Genomic DNA, 12848 nt, shown 5'->3' with positions numbered 1-12848 from the left:
CGTGGCTGACACTCTGACAGTCGACGTCATCGACGCCTCGGGGAAGAAGGCCGGCACGACCGACCTCCCCGCCGAGGTGTTCGACGTCCAGACGAACGTCCCGCTGATCCACCAGGTCGTCGTCGCGCAGCTCGCGGCGGCACGCCAGGGCACCGCGTCGACCAAGACGCGTGGCGAGGTCAGCGGTGGCGGTCGCAAGCCGTACAAGCAGAAGGGCACCGGTCGCGCCCGTCAGGGCTCGACCCGCGCACCGCAGTTCGCCGGTGGTGGCGTGGTGCACGGCCCGACCCCGCGTGACTACTCGCAGCGGACCCCGAAGAAGATGAAGGCCGCGGCGCTCCGCGGTGCTCTCTCGGACCGCGCGCGTGCCGGTCGTGTGCACGTCGTCTCCGGCTTCGCGCCGGGCGCCGCGCCGTCGACCAAGTCGGCGATCGCCGTCCTCGACAACCTCTCCGGTCGCAAGAACGTCCTGGTGGTCGTCGAGCGGCAGGACGAGATCACGTGGAAGTCGCTCCGGAACGTCGAGCGGGTGCACCTGCTGGTCGCTGACCAGCTCAACACCTACGACGTCCTGATCTCCGACGACGTCATCTTCACCCAGGGGGCGCTCGACGCCTTCCTCGCGGGCCCGGTCAACGGCCGGTCTGTGAAGGCAGTCGCGTCGGAGTCCGAGATCGAGGAGGCCGGCAAGTGAGCGCCGTCGCAAAGAACCCGCGGGACATCCTGCTCGCGCCGGTCGTCTCGGAGAAGAGCTACGGGCTGCTCGACGAGGGCAAGTACACCTTCGTCGTGGACCCGCGCTCGAACAAGACGGAGATCAAGATCGCGATCGAGCAGATCTTCTCCGTCAAGGTCGCCTCGGTGAACACGATCAACCGCAAGGGCAAGTCGCGGCGGACGAAGTTCGGGCTGGGCAAGCGCAAGGACACCAAGCGTGCGATCGTCACCCTCCGCGAGGGAACGATCGACATCTTCGGCGGACCCGTCGGCTGAGCCGGCGCGATAAGCAGATTGAGGACTGATCGTGGGAATCCGTAAGTACAAGCCGACGACTCCGGGCCGCCGTGGCGCCAGCGTCGCCGACTTCGTCGAGATCACGCGCTCCACGCCGGAGAAGTCGCTGGTTCGCCCGCTGCACAAGACCGGTGGACGCAACAGCACCGGTCGCGTGACCACCCGTCACCAGGGTGGTGGGCACAAGCGTGCGTACCGTGTCATCGACTTCCGTCGCCATGACAAGGACGGCGTGCCGGCGAAGGTCGCGCACATCGAGTACGACCCCAACCGCACGGCGCGCATCGCGCTGCTGCACTACGCCGACGGCGAGAAGCGCTACATCATCGCGCCGAACAAGCTCAAGCAGGGCGACGTGATCGAGAACGGCCCCGCCGCCGACATCAAGCCCGGCAACAGCCTGCCGCTCCGCAACATCCCGACCGGTACGGTCATCCACGCGATCGAGCTCCGGCCCGGTGGCGGCGCGAAGATCGCACGCTCAGCCGGTGCCTCGGTGCAGCTGGTCGCGAAGGAGGGGCCCTACGCGCAGCTGCGCATGCCCTCCGGCGAGATCCGGAACGTCGACGTCCGCTGCCGCGCAACGGTCGGTGAGGTCGGCAACGCCGAGCAGTCGAACATCAACTGGGGCAAGGCCGGTCGCATGCGGTGGAAGGGCAAGCGCCCCTCCGTCCGTGGTGTCGCGATGAACCCGATCGACCACCCGCACGGTGGTGGTGAGGGCAAGACCTCCGGTGGTCGCCACCCGGTCAGCCCGTGGGGCCAGGCCGAGGGCCGGACCCGTCGTCCCAACAAGCCGAGCGACAAGCTGATCGTGCGTCGTCGGCGCACCGGCAAGAACAAGCGCTGATAAGGAGCCTGACAGATGCCACGCAGCCTGAAGAAGGGCCCCTTCGTCGACGCCCACCTCATGAAGAAGGTGGACGTGCAGAACGAGAAGGGGACCAAGAACGTCATCAAGACCTGGTCCCGTCGCTCGGTCATCACGCCCGAGTTCCTCGGCCACACGTTCGCGGTGCACGACGGCCGCAAGCACACTCCCGTCTTCGTCACCGAGGCGATGGTCGGGCACAAGCTGGGCGAGTTCGCCCCCACGCGGACCTTCCGCGGCCACGAGAAGGACGACCGCAAGGGTCGTCGTCGCTGAGCCCTCGGGCACAGCAGACGACCACGTGATCGCACTTCAGATCTGACGAGACAAGAAGGCAGGACAGCAATGGAAGCCAAGGCGCAGGCGCGGTTCGTCCGCGTCACGCCCCAGAAGGCCCGGCGCGTCGTGGACCTCATCCGTGGCAAGCAGGCCGGCGAGGCCGTGACAACGCTCCAGTTCGCACCCCAGGCAGCGGCTGAGACCGTGCGCAAGGTCGTCGAGAGCGCAGTTGCCAACGCACGGGTGAAGGCGGAGCGCGCGAGCGTGGCGTTCGACGAGCGTGAGCTCGTGATCGCCGAGGCCTATGTGGACGAGGGCCCCACCCTGAAGCGGTTCCGTCCGCGTGCGCAGGGACGGGCGAGCCAGATCCTCAAGCGGACCAGCCACATCACCGTGGTGGTCGCTCCGCGCGAGCAGAAGACCACGGCCAAGGCCGTGTCCGCCGGGACGAAGGGAAGGGCCCGATAGTGGGACAGAAAGTCAACCCGCTCGGGTACCGCCTGGGCATCACGACCGACCATCGGTCGCGGTGGTTCGCGGACTCGACGAAGCCGGGTCAGCGCTACCGCGACTACATTCGCGAGGACGTGCAGATCCGCAAGCTCATGGGCACCGGCCTCGAGCGCGCGGGCATCTCGAAGGTGGAGATCGAGCGCACGCGTGACCGTGTGCGCGTCGACATCCACACCGCGCGCCCGGGCATCGTCATCGGTCGCCGCGGCGCCGAGGCCGACCGCATCCGTGGCGAGCTCGAGAAGCTCACGGGCAAGCAGGTCCAGCTCAACATCCTCGAGGTGAAGAACGCTGAGATCGACTCTCAGCTCGTCGCCCAGGGGATCGCGGAGCAGCTTGCGAGCCGTGTGTCGTTCCGTCGCGCGATGCGCAAGGGCATGCAGTCCGCGCTCCGTGCCGGCGCCAAGGGGATCCGGGTGCAGTGCTCCGGTCGTCTCGGTGGCGCGGAGATGAGCCGCAGCGAGTTCTACCGCGAGGGTCGGGTGCCCCTGCACACGCTCCGCGCGAACATCGACTACGGCTTCTACGAGGCCCGGACCACGTTCGGACGCATCGGCGTCAAGGTCTGGATCTACAAGGGCGACATGACCGAGAAGGAGTTCGCACGCGAGCAGGCGACTGCCGCGCCGCGCGCTCCCCGCGGACCCCGTGCCGACCGCCCCGCACGCGGTGGCGCCGGCGGCGGACGTCGTCCGGAGCGCTCCGACGCTCCTGCTGCCGCGGCCCCCGCCGAGGCCGCAGCCGCACCGTCCACCCCTGAGACCGGAACGGAGGCCTGAGCAATGCTGATCCCGCGCAGGCTGAAGCACCGCAAGCAGCACCACCCCGGGCGTTCCGGCGCCGCGACCGGTGGCACGACGATCTCGTTCGGCGAGTACGGCATCCAGGCTCTCGAGCCGGCGTACGTCACCAACCGCCAGATCGAGGCCGCTCGTATCGCCATGACCCGGCACATCAAGCGTGGCGGGAAGGTCTGGATCAACATCTACCCGGACCGTCCGCTCACCAAGAAGCCTGCCGAGACCCGCATGGGTTCCGGCAAGGGTTCTCCCGAGTGGTGGATCGCCAACGTCAAGCCGGGCCGTGTCATGTTCGAGCTGGCCGGCGTCCCGGAGCCGCTCGCACGCGAGGCCATGCGTCGCGCGCAGCACAAGCTTCCGATGAAGACCCGTTTCCTGGTGCGCGAGGGTGGTGGCAACTGATGGCTATCGGTTCGAAGGAGCTGGCCCCCACCGAGCTCGACGCATTCGACGACGAGCGACTCATGGGCGAGCTGAAGAAGGCCAAGGAGGAGCTGTTCAACCTCCGGTTCCAGTCGGCCACCGGTCAGCTCGAGAGCCACGGCCGGCTGAAGTCGGTGCGTCGTGACATCGCGCGGATCTACACGATCCTGCGTGAGCGCGAGCTCGGCATCCGTACCGCCCCGAGCCCGAGCGAGTGAGGTCACGATGAGCACGAAGACTGAGAAGAACGAGGCTGTCGTCGAGGCGACCGCCGAGACGCAGGCCGCCTCGCACCGGGCGCACCGCAAGACGCGGCGTGGCTACGTCGTCAGCGACAAGATGGACAAGACCGTGGTGGTCGAGGTCGAGGACCGGGTCAAGCACCCGCTCTACGGCAAGGTCATCCGGCGCACGAGCAAGGTCAAGGCGCACGACGAGGCCAATTCGGCCGGCGTCGGGGACCTCGTCCTCATCATGGAGACGCGACCGCTCTCGGCGACGAAGCGGTGGCGTCTCGTGGAGATCCTCGAGCGCGCCAAGTAAGCCCAACCCCCCAGTTGTCCCCGGGGTGCGACGGTCCAGCTCCGCTGAGCCGTCGTCCCGGGTGCAAGACGACAGCTACCCGTTCGGCAAGGCTCGCGCCGCGAGAACCGGCAGACGACAGGAGTTCATCAGATGATTCAGCAGGAGTCGCGACTTCGTGTCGCCGACAACACGGGTGCCAAGGAGATTCTCTGCATCCGCGTTCTCGGCGGTTCGGGCCGTCGCTACGCCGGGATCGGCGACGTGATCGTCGCCACCGTGAAGGATGCGATCCCCGGCGGCAACGTCAAGAAGGGCGACGTCGTCAAGGCGGTCGTCGTGCGTACCACCAAGGAGCGTCGGCGTCCTGACGGGTCCTACATCAAGTTCGACGAGAACGCCGCGGTCATCCTCAAGAACGACGGCGAGCCCCGCGGCACCCGCATCTTCGGTCCTGTCGGTCGCGAGCTTCGCGACAAGAAGTTCATGAAGATCATCTCGCTGGCACCGGAGGTGCTCTGACCATGGCGAAGATCAAGAAGGGCGACCTCGTCGTCGTCATCTCGGGCCGGGACAAGGGCCGCGAAGGTCGTGTCCTGGAGGTCCTCACGCAGACGCAGCGCGTCGTCGTCGAGGGTGTCCAGCGCGTGACCAAGCACGTCAAGGCCGGGCAGTCGGCGCGGGGCACCCAGACGGGCGGCATCGAGACGGTCGAGGCCCCGATCCACATCAGCAACGTGATGCTGGTGGACCCGGAGACGAAGAAGGGCACCCGAGTCGGGTACCGCACCGAGCAGATCGAGCGCGACGGACGCAGCCGCACTGTGCGGGTCCGCGTCGCCAAGCGCTCCGGTAAGGACGTCTGATGAGCGCTGAGACCACCGAGACCACGGCCCCGGCGTCTGTGCCGGTCAAGCCGCGTCTGAAGACGAAGTACCAGGACGAGATCGTGGCGGCACTCCGCGAGGAGTTCTCGCACGCGAACGTCAACGAGGTCGCCCGGCTCACCAAGATCGTGGTGAACATGGGTGTCGGCGACGCGGCGAAGGACTCCAAGCTCATCGACGGCGCGATCCGCGACCTGACCCTGATCACCGGGCAGAAGCCGCAGGTGACCAAGGCACGGAAGTCGATCGCCCAGTTCAAGCTGCGCGAGGGCATGCCGATCGGCACGCACGTGACGCTCCGCGGCGACCGCATGTGGGAGTTCCTGGACCGCCTGCTGAGCACGGCGCTGCCGCGTATCCGCGACTTCCGCGGTCTGTCCCCGAAGCAGTTCGACGGGAACGGCAACTACACGTTCGGCCTCACGGAGCAGTCGATGTTCCACGAGATCGACCAGGACAAGATCGACCGCGTCCGCGGCATGGACATCACGGTCGTCACCACCGCGGTCACCGACGACGAGGGCCGGTCGCTGCTCAAGCGCCTCGGGTTCCCGTTCAAGGAGAACTGATCGTGGCCAGTCGTTCCAGCACCGCCCCCCACCACTCCTGAAGAACTACGTCGCAGGTCTTCGACCGGGTCCACGGGCCCGCGAAGATACCCCGGCGAGGAAGGGCTGAAGCCCAATGATGACCGATCCGATCGCAGACATGCTGACGCGTCTGCGCAACGCGAACTCGGCGTACCACGACACGGTGTCCATGCCGTTCTCGAAGCTGAAGTCGCACATTGCTGAGATCCTCCAGGCCGAGGGCTACATCGCCGGCTGGAAGGTCGAGGACGCGACGGTGGGCAAGACGCTCACCATCGACCTGAAGTTCGGCCCGAACCGCGAGCGTTCGCTCGCGGGCGTGCGCCGCGTGTCCAAGCCGGGCCTGCGCGTGTACGCCAAGTCGACCAACCTGCCGAAGGTGCTCGGCGGCCTGGGCGTGGCGATCCTCTCCACGTCCTCGGGGCTGCTCACCGACAAGCAGGCCGCCAAGAAGGGCGTGGGTGGGGAAGTCCTCGCCTACGTCTGGTAACTCGGAGACGGAAAGGAGTCAGCCATGTCCCGTATCGGCAAAGTCCCCGTCCCGGTTCCCACCGGCGTGGAGGTCACGATCGACGGCGCCCAGGTCACGGTGACGGGTCCCAAGGGAACCCTGTCGCACTCGATCCCGGCGCCCATCCAGGTGGCGCGCGACGAGTCGGGGGCCATCGCGGTCACCCGACCCGACGACGAGCGTGCGTCGCGCTCGCTGCACGGCCTCACCCGGACGCTTCTCGCGAACATCATCACGGGTGTGACGACCGGCTACGAGAAGAAGCTCGAGATCGTCGGCACCGGTTACCGCGTCGCCGCGAAGGGTGACGGTCTCGAGTTCGCGCTCGGGTTCAGCCACCCGGTGAGCGTCACACCGCCGGCCGGCATCACGTTCGCTGTCGAGAGCCCGACCAGGTTCTCCGTCAGCGGCATCGACAAGCAGCAGGTCGGCGAGGTCGCCGCGAACATCCGCAAGATCCGCAAGCCGGAGCCCTACAAGGGCAAGGGCGTGCGATACGCCGGCGAGCTGGTCCGCCGCAAGGTCGGAAAGGCTGGTAAGTAACCGTGGCTATCACGATCAAGGGCAAGGGCAAGGCGATCGCCCGTACGCGGCGTCACCTGCGACTGCGCAAGAAGGTCTCGGGGACTCCGGTCCGTCCGCGTCTGGTGGTGTCGCGCTCGTCGCGCCACATGTCGGCTCAGGTCGTCGACGACACCGTCGGCCGCACACTGGTCTACGCCTCCACGCTCGAGAGTGGCCTGCGGGCCGTCGAGGGCGACAAGACCGCGAAGGCACGCAAGGTCGGCGAGCTGATCGCCGAGCGCGCGAAGGCCGCCGGCATCGACGCGGTGGTCTTCGACCGCGGCGGCAACAAGTACCACGGCCGGGTGGCAGCTGTGGCCGAGGGCGCCCGTGAAGGCGGTCTTGCCCTGTGACCGCGAACCGACCCACGTCCGCACGGAAGCAAAGGATTCTCTGATGGCTGCACCAGTGCGCAGCAACACCGGCGCCGGTGGTGGCGCCGCAGGCGCCGGCGGTTCCGATCGCGGTGGCGAGCGCCGTGGCGGGGGTGGCGGCGACCGCCGCGACAACCGTCGTGGAGATGCCGCCGAGAAGAGCCAGTACCTCGAGCGCGTCGTCGCGATCAACCGCGTCGCCAAGGTCGTCAAGGGTGGTCGCCGGTTCAGCTTCACCGCGCTCGTCGTGGTGGGCGACGGTGACGGCACCGTCGGCGTCGGCTACGGGAAGGCCAAGGAGGTGCCCGCGGCGATCGCCAAGGGTGTCGAGGAGGCCAAGAAGAACTTCTTCAAGGTTCCCCGCATCCAGGGCACGATCCCGCACATCATCCAGGGTGAGGCTGCCGCAGGCGTCGTCTTCCTCCGGCCGGCTCGTCCGGGTACCGGTGTCATCGCCGGTGGTCCGGTGCGCGCCGTGCTCGAGTGCGCCGGCATCCACGACGTGCTGAGCAAGTCGCTCGGTTCGTCGAACGCGATCAACATCGTGCACGCGACGGTGGCGGCGCTGCGGGGCCTCGAGCTCCCGGAGGCTGTCGCGGCCCGTCGTGGCCTGCCGATCGAGCACGTCGCCCCGGCGCCGCTGCTGCGCGCGCAGGCGGCCGGCATCGCGGCGAAGGCAGGTGCGTGATGGCGCGTCTGAAGGTCACCCAGACCAAGTCCGTCATCGGCGGCAAGCAGAACCAGCGCGACACGCTGCGCTCCTTGGGCCTCAAGCGGATCGGCGACGTCGTCGTCAAGGAGGACCGTCCGGAGATCCGCGGCATGGTTGCCACGGTGACGCACCTCGTCGCGGTCGAGGAGGTTGAGTGAGTCATGGCTGAGAAGAAGAACGACGTCGACGAGACGGTGACCGAGGCCACGGCCACGAAGCCGGCTGCCAAGAAGGCCACGGCGAAGCCCGCGGCCGACAAGGCCAAGGCGGAGTCCGCCGAGGCGCTGCTCACGAAGCCTGCCAAGGCCACCAAGAAGCCGGCTGCGGCGAAGAAGGCCGCTGAGGCCGCCGAGGAGAAGGGGCACGGCGGCACGCTGCGCGTGCACCACCTCCGCCCGGCTCCCGGTGCGAAGACGGCCAAGACCCGCGTCGGTCGCGGTGAGGCCTCGAAGGGCAAGACGGCTGGTCGCGGTACCAAGGGCCAGAAGGCTCGCTACCAGATCCCCGAGCGCTTCGAGGGTGGGCAGATGCCCATGCACATGCGCCTCCCGAAGCTGCGCGGGTTCCGCAACCCCTTCCGGGTCGAGTTCCAGGTCGTGAACCTGGAGCGGCTCGAGGAGCTCTACCCCCAGGGTGGTGAGGTCACGATCGCCGACCTCGTCGCCAAGGGTGCCGTGCGCAAGGGCGCACCGGTGAAGGTGCTCGGAACCGGTGAGCTGTCCGTCAAGCTCACGGTCGCCGTGGACGCCTACTCGGACTCGGCCAAGGAGAAGATCCTGGCTGCGGGTGGCTCCATCGCGCAGGACTGATCGACGGACGGGACCGGCCAGACGCGCGAGCGTGGGCCGGTCCCGTCCGCGCATCGCCGCCCGGATCGGTTAGTGTCCTCGGTGGTCGGCCTCGCCGATCGTCGGGAACCTCCGGGCCCCGACCACACGACACCGCCACGCGGCGGGAGGAGTACAGGTGCTCAGCGCATTCGTCCGGGCGTTCCGGACCCCGGATCTGCGGCGCAAGCTGCTGTTCACGATCGGTGTCATGGTTGTCTTCCGGATCGGGTCGTTCCTGCCGACCCCCGGGGTCTCGTACAAGAACGTCCAGGAGTGCATCGCCCAGACGTCCGGGACCAACGACCTCCTCGGTCTCGTCAACCTCTTCAGCGGTGGCGCGCTGCTCCAGCTGAGCGTCTTCGCGCTCGGGATCATGCCGTACATCACGGCCAGCATCATCATCCAGCTGCTGCGGGTGGTCATCCCCCGCTTCGAGGCCCTGCACCAGGAGGGCCAGTCCGGTACCGCGAAGCTCACGCAGTACACGCGGTACCTGACGATCGCTCTCGCGATCCTGCAGTCCACGACGGTCATCACCGTGGCGCGTTCCGGCCAGCTGTTCACGGGGTGCAGCGTCAGCGTGATCCCCGACAACAGCGTCACGACGATCCTCATCATGGTGCTCACCATGACCGCCGGTACCGGCCTGATCATGTGGCTCGGCGAGCTCATCTCGGAGCGTGGCATCGGCAACGGCATGTCGCTCCTGATCTTCACGTCCATCGCGGCGAAGTTCCCCACGGCGCTGTGGTCGATCGCCGGCGGTGACAACGGCGTCAGCAAGTTCATCGCGGTCCTCGCGATGTCGGTGCTCGTGGTCGGACTGGTCGTGTTCGTCGAGCAGTCGATGCGTCGGGTGCCCGTCCAGTACGCCAAGCGCATGGTCGGACGCAAGATGTACGGGGGCTCGAGCACCTACATCCCGATCAAGATCAACATGGCCGGCGTCATCCCGGTCATCTTCGCGTCGTCGCTCCTCGCCGTGCCCGGGCTGGTCGCGCAGTTCTCCCAGAGCACCACGGGCTGGGTGCTGTGGGTGCGCAACAACCTGGTCTCGCAGTCGGCGCCGCTGCACATCTCGCTCTACGTGGTGCTGATCATCTTCTTCGCGTACTTCTACACCGCGATCACGTTCAACCCGGACGAGGTCGCCGACAACATGAAGAAGTACGGCGGGTTCATCCCGGGCATCCGGGCCGGCCGCCCGACCGCCGAGTACCTGGACTTCGTGATCTCGCGCATCACGGCACCGGGTTCGCTGTACCTGGCCATCGTCGCGCTCCTGCCGACGATCCTGTTCATCGCCCTCGGTATCACGACCAACATCCCGTTCGGCGGCACGTCGATCATCATCGTCGTCGGCGTCGGGCTCGAGACCGTCAAGCAGATCGAGTCGCAGCTGCAGCAACGTCACTACGAAGGGTTCTTGCGATGAGTGCACGTCTGGTCCTGCTGGGGCCTCCTGGCGCGGGCAAGGGCACGCAGGCGCTGCGGCTCGCCGAGCGCATCGGGATCCCGGCGATCTCGACCGGCGACATCTTCCGGGCCAACATCAAGGACGGCACCGACCTCGGTCGCCAGGTCCAGGAGTTCACGTCCGCGGGGGCTCTGGTCCCGGACGAGCTGACCGACGCGCTCGTGCGTGATCGCCTGCTGCACGACGACGCGCGCGACGGGTTCCTTCTCGACGGCTACCCGCGGAACGCCGCCCAGGTGGCTGCCCTCGACGCCGCGATGGCGCAGGCCGGGACCCAGCTGGACGCCGCGATCGAGCTGACCGCGGACACGGATGTCGTCGTCGAGCGCCTGCTCAACCGCGCCGCGATCGAGGGCCGGGCGGACGACACCGAGCCGGTGATCCGTCACCGCCTCGAGGTGTACCGCGCGCAGACGGCGCCGATCGCGAACCTCTACGCAGAGCGGGGTCTGCTCGTCCGTGTCGATGGGATCGGGGAGATCGACGAGGTCACCGAACGGATGCTCACCGCGTTGGCTGAGCAGATCGGCTGACCTGCGTGTTCGGACGGGAACGGGTCACCTACAAGACCGCGGACCAGGTGCGTGCCATGCGCCAGGCCGGACTGGTGGTCGCCGACACCCTGGCGGCGGTGCGGGCGTCCGCGGAACCGGGCATGACGACCGCCGAGCTCGACGGCATCGCGGCCGAGTCGATCCGCACGGCCGGGGCCACGCCGTCGTTCCTCGGCTACCACGGGTACCCGGCGACGGTGTGCGTGTCCGTCAACGACGAGGTCGTGCACGGCATCCCGGGCTCCCGCGTGCTCGCCGAGGGCGATCTGGTCTCGGTGGACTGCGGGGCGATCGTGGACGGGTGGCACGGCGACTCGGCACTGACGTTCGTGCTCGGTGCGTCCGACCCGGCAGACGTCGCCGTGTCGGACCTCACCGAGCGCGCCATGTGGGCCGGGATCGCCGCACTCGCCACGGCCGATCGGCTCGGTGCGGTCGGCGACGCCGTCGAGGACGTGGTCGAGGCCGCTGAGAGGGCGGTGAACGGGGGGCCAGCCGTACGGGATCGTGCAGGAGTACGTCGGGCACGGGATCGGCCGGTCGATGCACGAGCCGCCCGAGGTGCTGAACTACCGGACCCGGGACCGTGGCGCGCGCATCCGGCCCGGGCTGTGCGTCGCGGTGGAGCCGATGATCACGCGCGGGGCGAGGTTCACGCAGGTGCTCGAGGACGACTGGACGGTCGTCACCGACGACGGGGCGCGCGCATCCCACTGGGAGCACACGGTGGCCGTCCTCGATGACGGCATCTGGGTGCTGACGGCGCACGACGGGGGAGCGGCACGGCTCGCAGAGCTCGGCGTGACGGTGGCCGCGCTCGAGTGAGGTCGACGCACGGCGCGTGTGGCGCCGACGGACTGGATGGCGTGGACAGCGTTGACGCTGACCGGACGATCGCGGACCATGCGTCCGTTTCGCCGATCGTGTGCGATGGCGTAGCATCGCTGGTTGGGCGTGTGCCGCCGGCGAACTCGCCCACGCGCACGCCAATCCATGAGCACGAGGATCGACCCTGACGGGTTGTTCGCGTCGTGCCGCGGATGGATCGAAGTCCCAGAGAGTTAGCGGAGGATATGGCGAAGAAGGACGGTGTCATCGAGATCGAGGGCAGCGTGGTCGAGGCTCTCCCCAACGCGATGTTCCGCGTCGAGCTGAGCAACGGTCACAGGGTGCTCGCCCACATCTCGGGAAAGATGCGCCAGCACTACATCCGGATCCTCCCCGAGGATCGCGTGGTCGTGGAGCTGAGCCCGTACGACCTGTCCCGCGGTCGGATCGTCTACCGCTACAAGTAATCGCTCGAGAGAATTCCAGGGCCTCGTCGTCCTGGATCAGCGCACCACCACTCCGGAGCCCGGCCTGTCGGCCGACGACGGTGAACCCTCGGTCGGAGGCCGGGGCCCGCAGCACGCGGGAGGGTGGTGCGGCAGACCTCCGCGGCAGTACAGGAGTTCCCCGGAACATGGCACGTCTTGTCGGCGTCGACCTCCCCCGCGAGAAGCGGCTGGAGATCGCGCTCACCTACATCTACGGCGTTGGCCGTACCCGCGCCCACCAGGCGCTGGCCGCAACCGGGATCAGCCCGGACATCAGGGTCAAGGACCTCAGCGACGCTGACCTCCTTGTGCTCCGCGACTTCCTCGAGGGCAACTTCAAGCTCGAGGGTGATCTGCGCCGCGAGGTTGCGGCGGACATCCGTCGCAAGGTCGAGATCGGCTGCTACCAGGGCCTGCGGCACCGCCGTGGACTCCCCGTGCGCGGACAGCGCACCAAGACCAACGCGCGTACCCGCAAGGGCCCGAAGCGCACCGTCGCCGGCAAGAAGAAGGCCGGTCGCAAGTAGCACGCATCGGTCCGACGATGCCGGGGTGAGAGCCCCAACGCATCGGGCGGACCGGCGGCCAGCCGACCTCGAACCGAGAGAGAA

General features: G+C 68.1%; 22 protein-coding genes and 1 pseudogene. All 23 read left to right on the top strand.

Features of this window, described 5'->3' with window-relative positions:
* Window position 1: 1 nt before the first annotated feature.
* The 23 genes and pseudogenes from rplD (at window position 2) to rpsM (ending at window position 12764) form a co-directional block, all read left to right on the top strand.
* A complete protein-coding gene (rplD, locus tag LJB74_RS07340; protein WP_259307917.1) occupies window positions 2–694 on the top strand; it encodes a 50S ribosomal protein L4 in 693 nt (230 codons plus the stop codon).
* Window positions 691–993, top strand: a complete 303-nt coding sequence (gene rplW, locus LJB74_RS07335) for a 50S ribosomal protein L23 (protein WP_259307916.1) — start codon at window positions 691–693, stop codon at window positions 991–993. The genes rplD and rplW overlap by 4 nt, the downstream gene beginning before the upstream one ends.
* A 31-nt stretch (window positions 994–1024) precedes the next feature.
* A complete protein-coding gene (gene rplB, locus LJB74_RS07330) occupies window positions 1025–1864 on the top strand; it encodes a 50S ribosomal protein L2 (protein WP_259307915.1) in 840 nt (279 codons plus the stop codon).
* Window positions 1865–1879: 15 nt separating this feature from the next.
* A complete protein-coding gene (gene rpsS / locus LJB74_RS07325) occupies window positions 1880–2161 on the top strand; it encodes a 30S ribosomal protein S19 (RefSeq protein WP_259307914.1) in 282 nt (93 codons plus the stop codon).
* A 69-nt stretch (window positions 2162–2230) separates the two neighbouring features.
* Complete coding sequence (rplV, locus tag LJB74_RS07320; RefSeq protein ID WP_259307913.1) at window positions 2231–2632, top strand: 50S ribosomal protein L22; 402 nt, start codon at window positions 2231–2233, stop codon at window positions 2630–2632.
* Window positions 2632–3456, top strand: a complete 825-nt coding sequence (rpsC, locus tag LJB74_RS07315; protein WP_259307912.1) for a 30S ribosomal protein S3 — start codon at window positions 2632–2634, stop codon at window positions 3454–3456. Before rplV ends, rpsC begins: the two co-directional genes overlap by 1 nt.
* Window positions 3457–3459: 3 nt before the next feature.
* Window positions 3460–3879 (top strand): 50S ribosomal protein L16, encoded by a 420-nt coding sequence (gene rplP / locus LJB74_RS07310; RefSeq protein WP_259307911.1) that lies wholly within the window; start codon window positions 3460–3462, stop codon window positions 3877–3879.
* A complete protein-coding gene (rpmC, locus tag LJB74_RS07305) occupies window positions 3879–4118 on the top strand; it encodes a 50S ribosomal protein L29 (RefSeq protein WP_310650829.1) in 240 nt (79 codons plus the stop codon). Before rplP ends, rpmC begins: the two co-directional genes overlap by 1 nt.
* 7 nt (window positions 4119–4125) lie before the next feature.
* Complete coding sequence (rpsQ, locus tag LJB74_RS07300) at window positions 4126–4443, top strand: 30S ribosomal protein S17 (protein ID WP_259307910.1); 318 nt, start codon at window positions 4126–4128, stop codon at window positions 4441–4443.
* Window positions 4444–4575: 132 nt separating this feature from the next.
* Entirely contained in the window at window positions 4576–4944 is a 369-nt protein-coding gene (rplN, locus tag LJB74_RS07295) for a 50S ribosomal protein L14 (RefSeq protein ID WP_259307909.1), read from the top strand.
* 2 nt (window positions 4945–4946) lie between these two features.
* Window positions 4947–5288, top strand: a complete 342-nt coding sequence (gene rplX, locus LJB74_RS07290; protein ID WP_259307908.1) for a 50S ribosomal protein L24 — start codon at window positions 4947–4949, stop codon at window positions 5286–5288.
* A complete protein-coding gene (gene rplE / locus LJB74_RS07285; RefSeq protein ID WP_259307907.1) occupies window positions 5288–5878 on the top strand; it encodes a 50S ribosomal protein L5 in 591 nt (196 codons plus the stop codon). Before rplX ends, rplE begins: the two co-directional genes overlap by 1 nt.
* A 118-nt stretch (window positions 5879–5996) precedes the next feature.
* Window positions 5997–6389, top strand: a complete 393-nt coding sequence (gene rpsH, locus LJB74_RS07280; protein WP_259307906.1) for a 30S ribosomal protein S8 — start codon at window positions 5997–5999, stop codon at window positions 6387–6389.
* Between the two features lie 24 nt (window positions 6390–6413).
* The gene (rplF, locus tag LJB74_RS07275; RefSeq protein ID WP_259307905.1) at window positions 6414–6953 is read left to right on the top strand and encodes a 50S ribosomal protein L6; all 540 of its coding nucleotides are present in this window, start codon (window positions 6414–6416) and stop codon (window positions 6951–6953) included.
* Window positions 6954–6955: 2 nt separating this feature from the next.
* The gene (rplR, locus tag LJB74_RS07270) at window positions 6956–7327 is read left to right on the top strand and encodes a 50S ribosomal protein L18 (RefSeq protein WP_259307904.1); all 372 of its coding nucleotides are present in this window, start codon (window positions 6956–6958) and stop codon (window positions 7325–7327) included.
* 43 nt (window positions 7328–7370) lie between these two features.
* Window positions 7371–8036: a 30S ribosomal protein S5 gene (gene rpsE, locus LJB74_RS07265; protein WP_259307903.1), complete on the top strand. Its 666-nt coding sequence runs from the start codon at window positions 7371–7373 to the stop codon at window positions 8034–8036.
* The gene (gene rpmD, locus LJB74_RS07260) at window positions 8036–8218 is read left to right on the top strand and encodes a 50S ribosomal protein L30 (RefSeq protein ID WP_259307902.1); all 183 of its coding nucleotides are present in this window, start codon (window positions 8036–8038) and stop codon (window positions 8216–8218) included. Before rpsE ends, rpmD begins: the two co-directional genes overlap by 1 nt.
* Window positions 8219–8221: 3 nt before the next feature.
* Complete coding sequence (gene rplO, locus LJB74_RS07255; protein ID WP_259307901.1) at window positions 8222–8869, top strand: 50S ribosomal protein L15; 648 nt, start codon at window positions 8222–8224, stop codon at window positions 8867–8869.
* Window positions 8870–9026: 157 nt separating this feature from the next.
* Window positions 9027–10325 carry a preprotein translocase subunit SecY gene (gene secY, locus LJB74_RS07250; RefSeq protein ID WP_259307900.1) on the top strand — a complete coding sequence of 433 codons (1299 nt, stop codon included), beginning with the start codon at window positions 9027–9029 and terminating at the stop codon, window positions 10323–10325.
* Complete coding sequence (locus tag LJB74_RS07245) at window positions 10322–10900, top strand: adenylate kinase (protein ID WP_259307899.1); 579 nt, start codon at window positions 10322–10324, stop codon at window positions 10898–10900. The genes secY and LJB74_RS07245 overlap by 4 nt, the downstream gene beginning before the upstream one ends.
* Window positions 10901–10905: 5 nt before the next feature.
* A pseudogene (map, locus tag LJB74_RS07240) lies at window positions 10906–11746 on the top strand (type I methionyl aminopeptidase).
* Between the two features lie 248 nt (window positions 11747–11994).
* Window positions 11995–12216: a translation initiation factor IF-1 gene (infA, locus tag LJB74_RS07235; protein ID WP_259307898.1), complete on the top strand. Its 222-nt coding sequence runs from the start codon at window positions 11995–11997 to the stop codon at window positions 12214–12216.
* A 167-nt stretch (window positions 12217–12383) separates the two neighbouring features.
* On the top strand, window positions 12384–12764 hold the full coding sequence (gene rpsM / locus LJB74_RS07230; RefSeq protein WP_259307897.1) for a 30S ribosomal protein S13: 381 nt from the start codon (window positions 12384–12386) through the stop codon (window positions 12762–12764).
* Window positions 12765–12848: the final 84 nt, after the last annotated feature.

The sequence above is a fragment of the Cellulomonas sp. P24 genome, from assembly GCF_024704385.1.
In the GTDB taxonomy this organism is placed as follows: domain Bacteria; phylum Actinomycetota; class Actinomycetes; order Actinomycetales; family Cellulomonadaceae; genus JAJDFX01.
This window is presented reverse-complemented; position numbering and strand designations above follow the sequence as displayed.

Bases quoted from the DNA above. Each gene is read 5' to 3' on its own strand.
- rpsS (WP_259307914.1), top strand. From the start codon at position 1,880: ATGCCACGCAGCCTGAAGAAGGGCCCCTTCGTCGACGCCCACCTCATG.
- rplV (WP_259307913.1), top strand. From the start codon at position 2,231: ATGGAAGCCAAGGCGCAGGCGCGGTTCGTCCGCGTCACGCCCCAGAAG.
- rplP (WP_259307911.1), top strand. From the start codon at position 3,460: ATGCTGATCCCGCGCAGGCTGAAGCACCGCAAGCAGCACCACCCCGGG.
- rpmC (WP_310650829.1), top strand. From the start codon at position 3,879: ATGGCTATCGGTTCGAAGGAGCTGGCCCCCACCGAGCTCGACGCATTC.
- rpsQ (WP_259307910.1), top strand. From the start codon at position 4,126: ATGAGCACGAAGACTGAGAAGAACGAGGCTGTCGTCGAGGCGACCGCC.
- rplN (WP_259307909.1), top strand. From the start codon at position 4,576: ATGATTCAGCAGGAGTCGCGACTTCGTGTCGCCGACAACACGGGTGCC.
- rplX (WP_259307908.1), top strand. From the start codon at position 4,947: ATGGCGAAGATCAAGAAGGGCGACCTCGTCGTCGTCATCTCGGGCCGG.
- rplE (WP_259307907.1), top strand. From the start codon at position 5,288: ATGAGCGCTGAGACCACCGAGACCACGGCCCCGGCGTCTGTGCCGGTC.
- rpsH (WP_259307906.1), top strand. From the start codon at position 5,997: ATGACCGATCCGATCGCAGACATGCTGACGCGTCTGCGCAACGCGAAC.
- rplF (WP_259307905.1), top strand. From the start codon at position 6,414: ATGTCCCGTATCGGCAAAGTCCCCGTCCCGGTTCCCACCGGCGTGGAG.
- rpsE (WP_259307903.1), top strand. From the start codon at position 7,371: ATGGCTGCACCAGTGCGCAGCAACACCGGCGCCGGTGGTGGCGCCGCA.
- rpmD (WP_259307902.1), top strand. From the start codon at position 8,036: ATGGCGCGTCTGAAGGTCACCCAGACCAAGTCCGTCATCGGCGGCAAG.
- rplO (WP_259307901.1), top strand. From the start codon at position 8,222: ATGGCTGAGAAGAAGAACGACGTCGACGAGACGGTGACCGAGGCCACG.
- LJB74_RS07245 (WP_259307899.1), top strand. From the start codon at position 10,322: ATGAGTGCACGTCTGGTCCTGCTGGGGCCTCCTGGCGCGGGCAAGGGC.
- infA (WP_259307898.1), top strand. From the start codon at position 11,995: ATGGCGAAGAAGGACGGTGTCATCGAGATCGAGGGCAGCGTGGTCGAG.
- rpsM (WP_259307897.1), top strand. From the start codon at position 12,384: ATGGCACGTCTTGTCGGCGTCGACCTCCCCCGCGAGAAGCGGCTGGAG.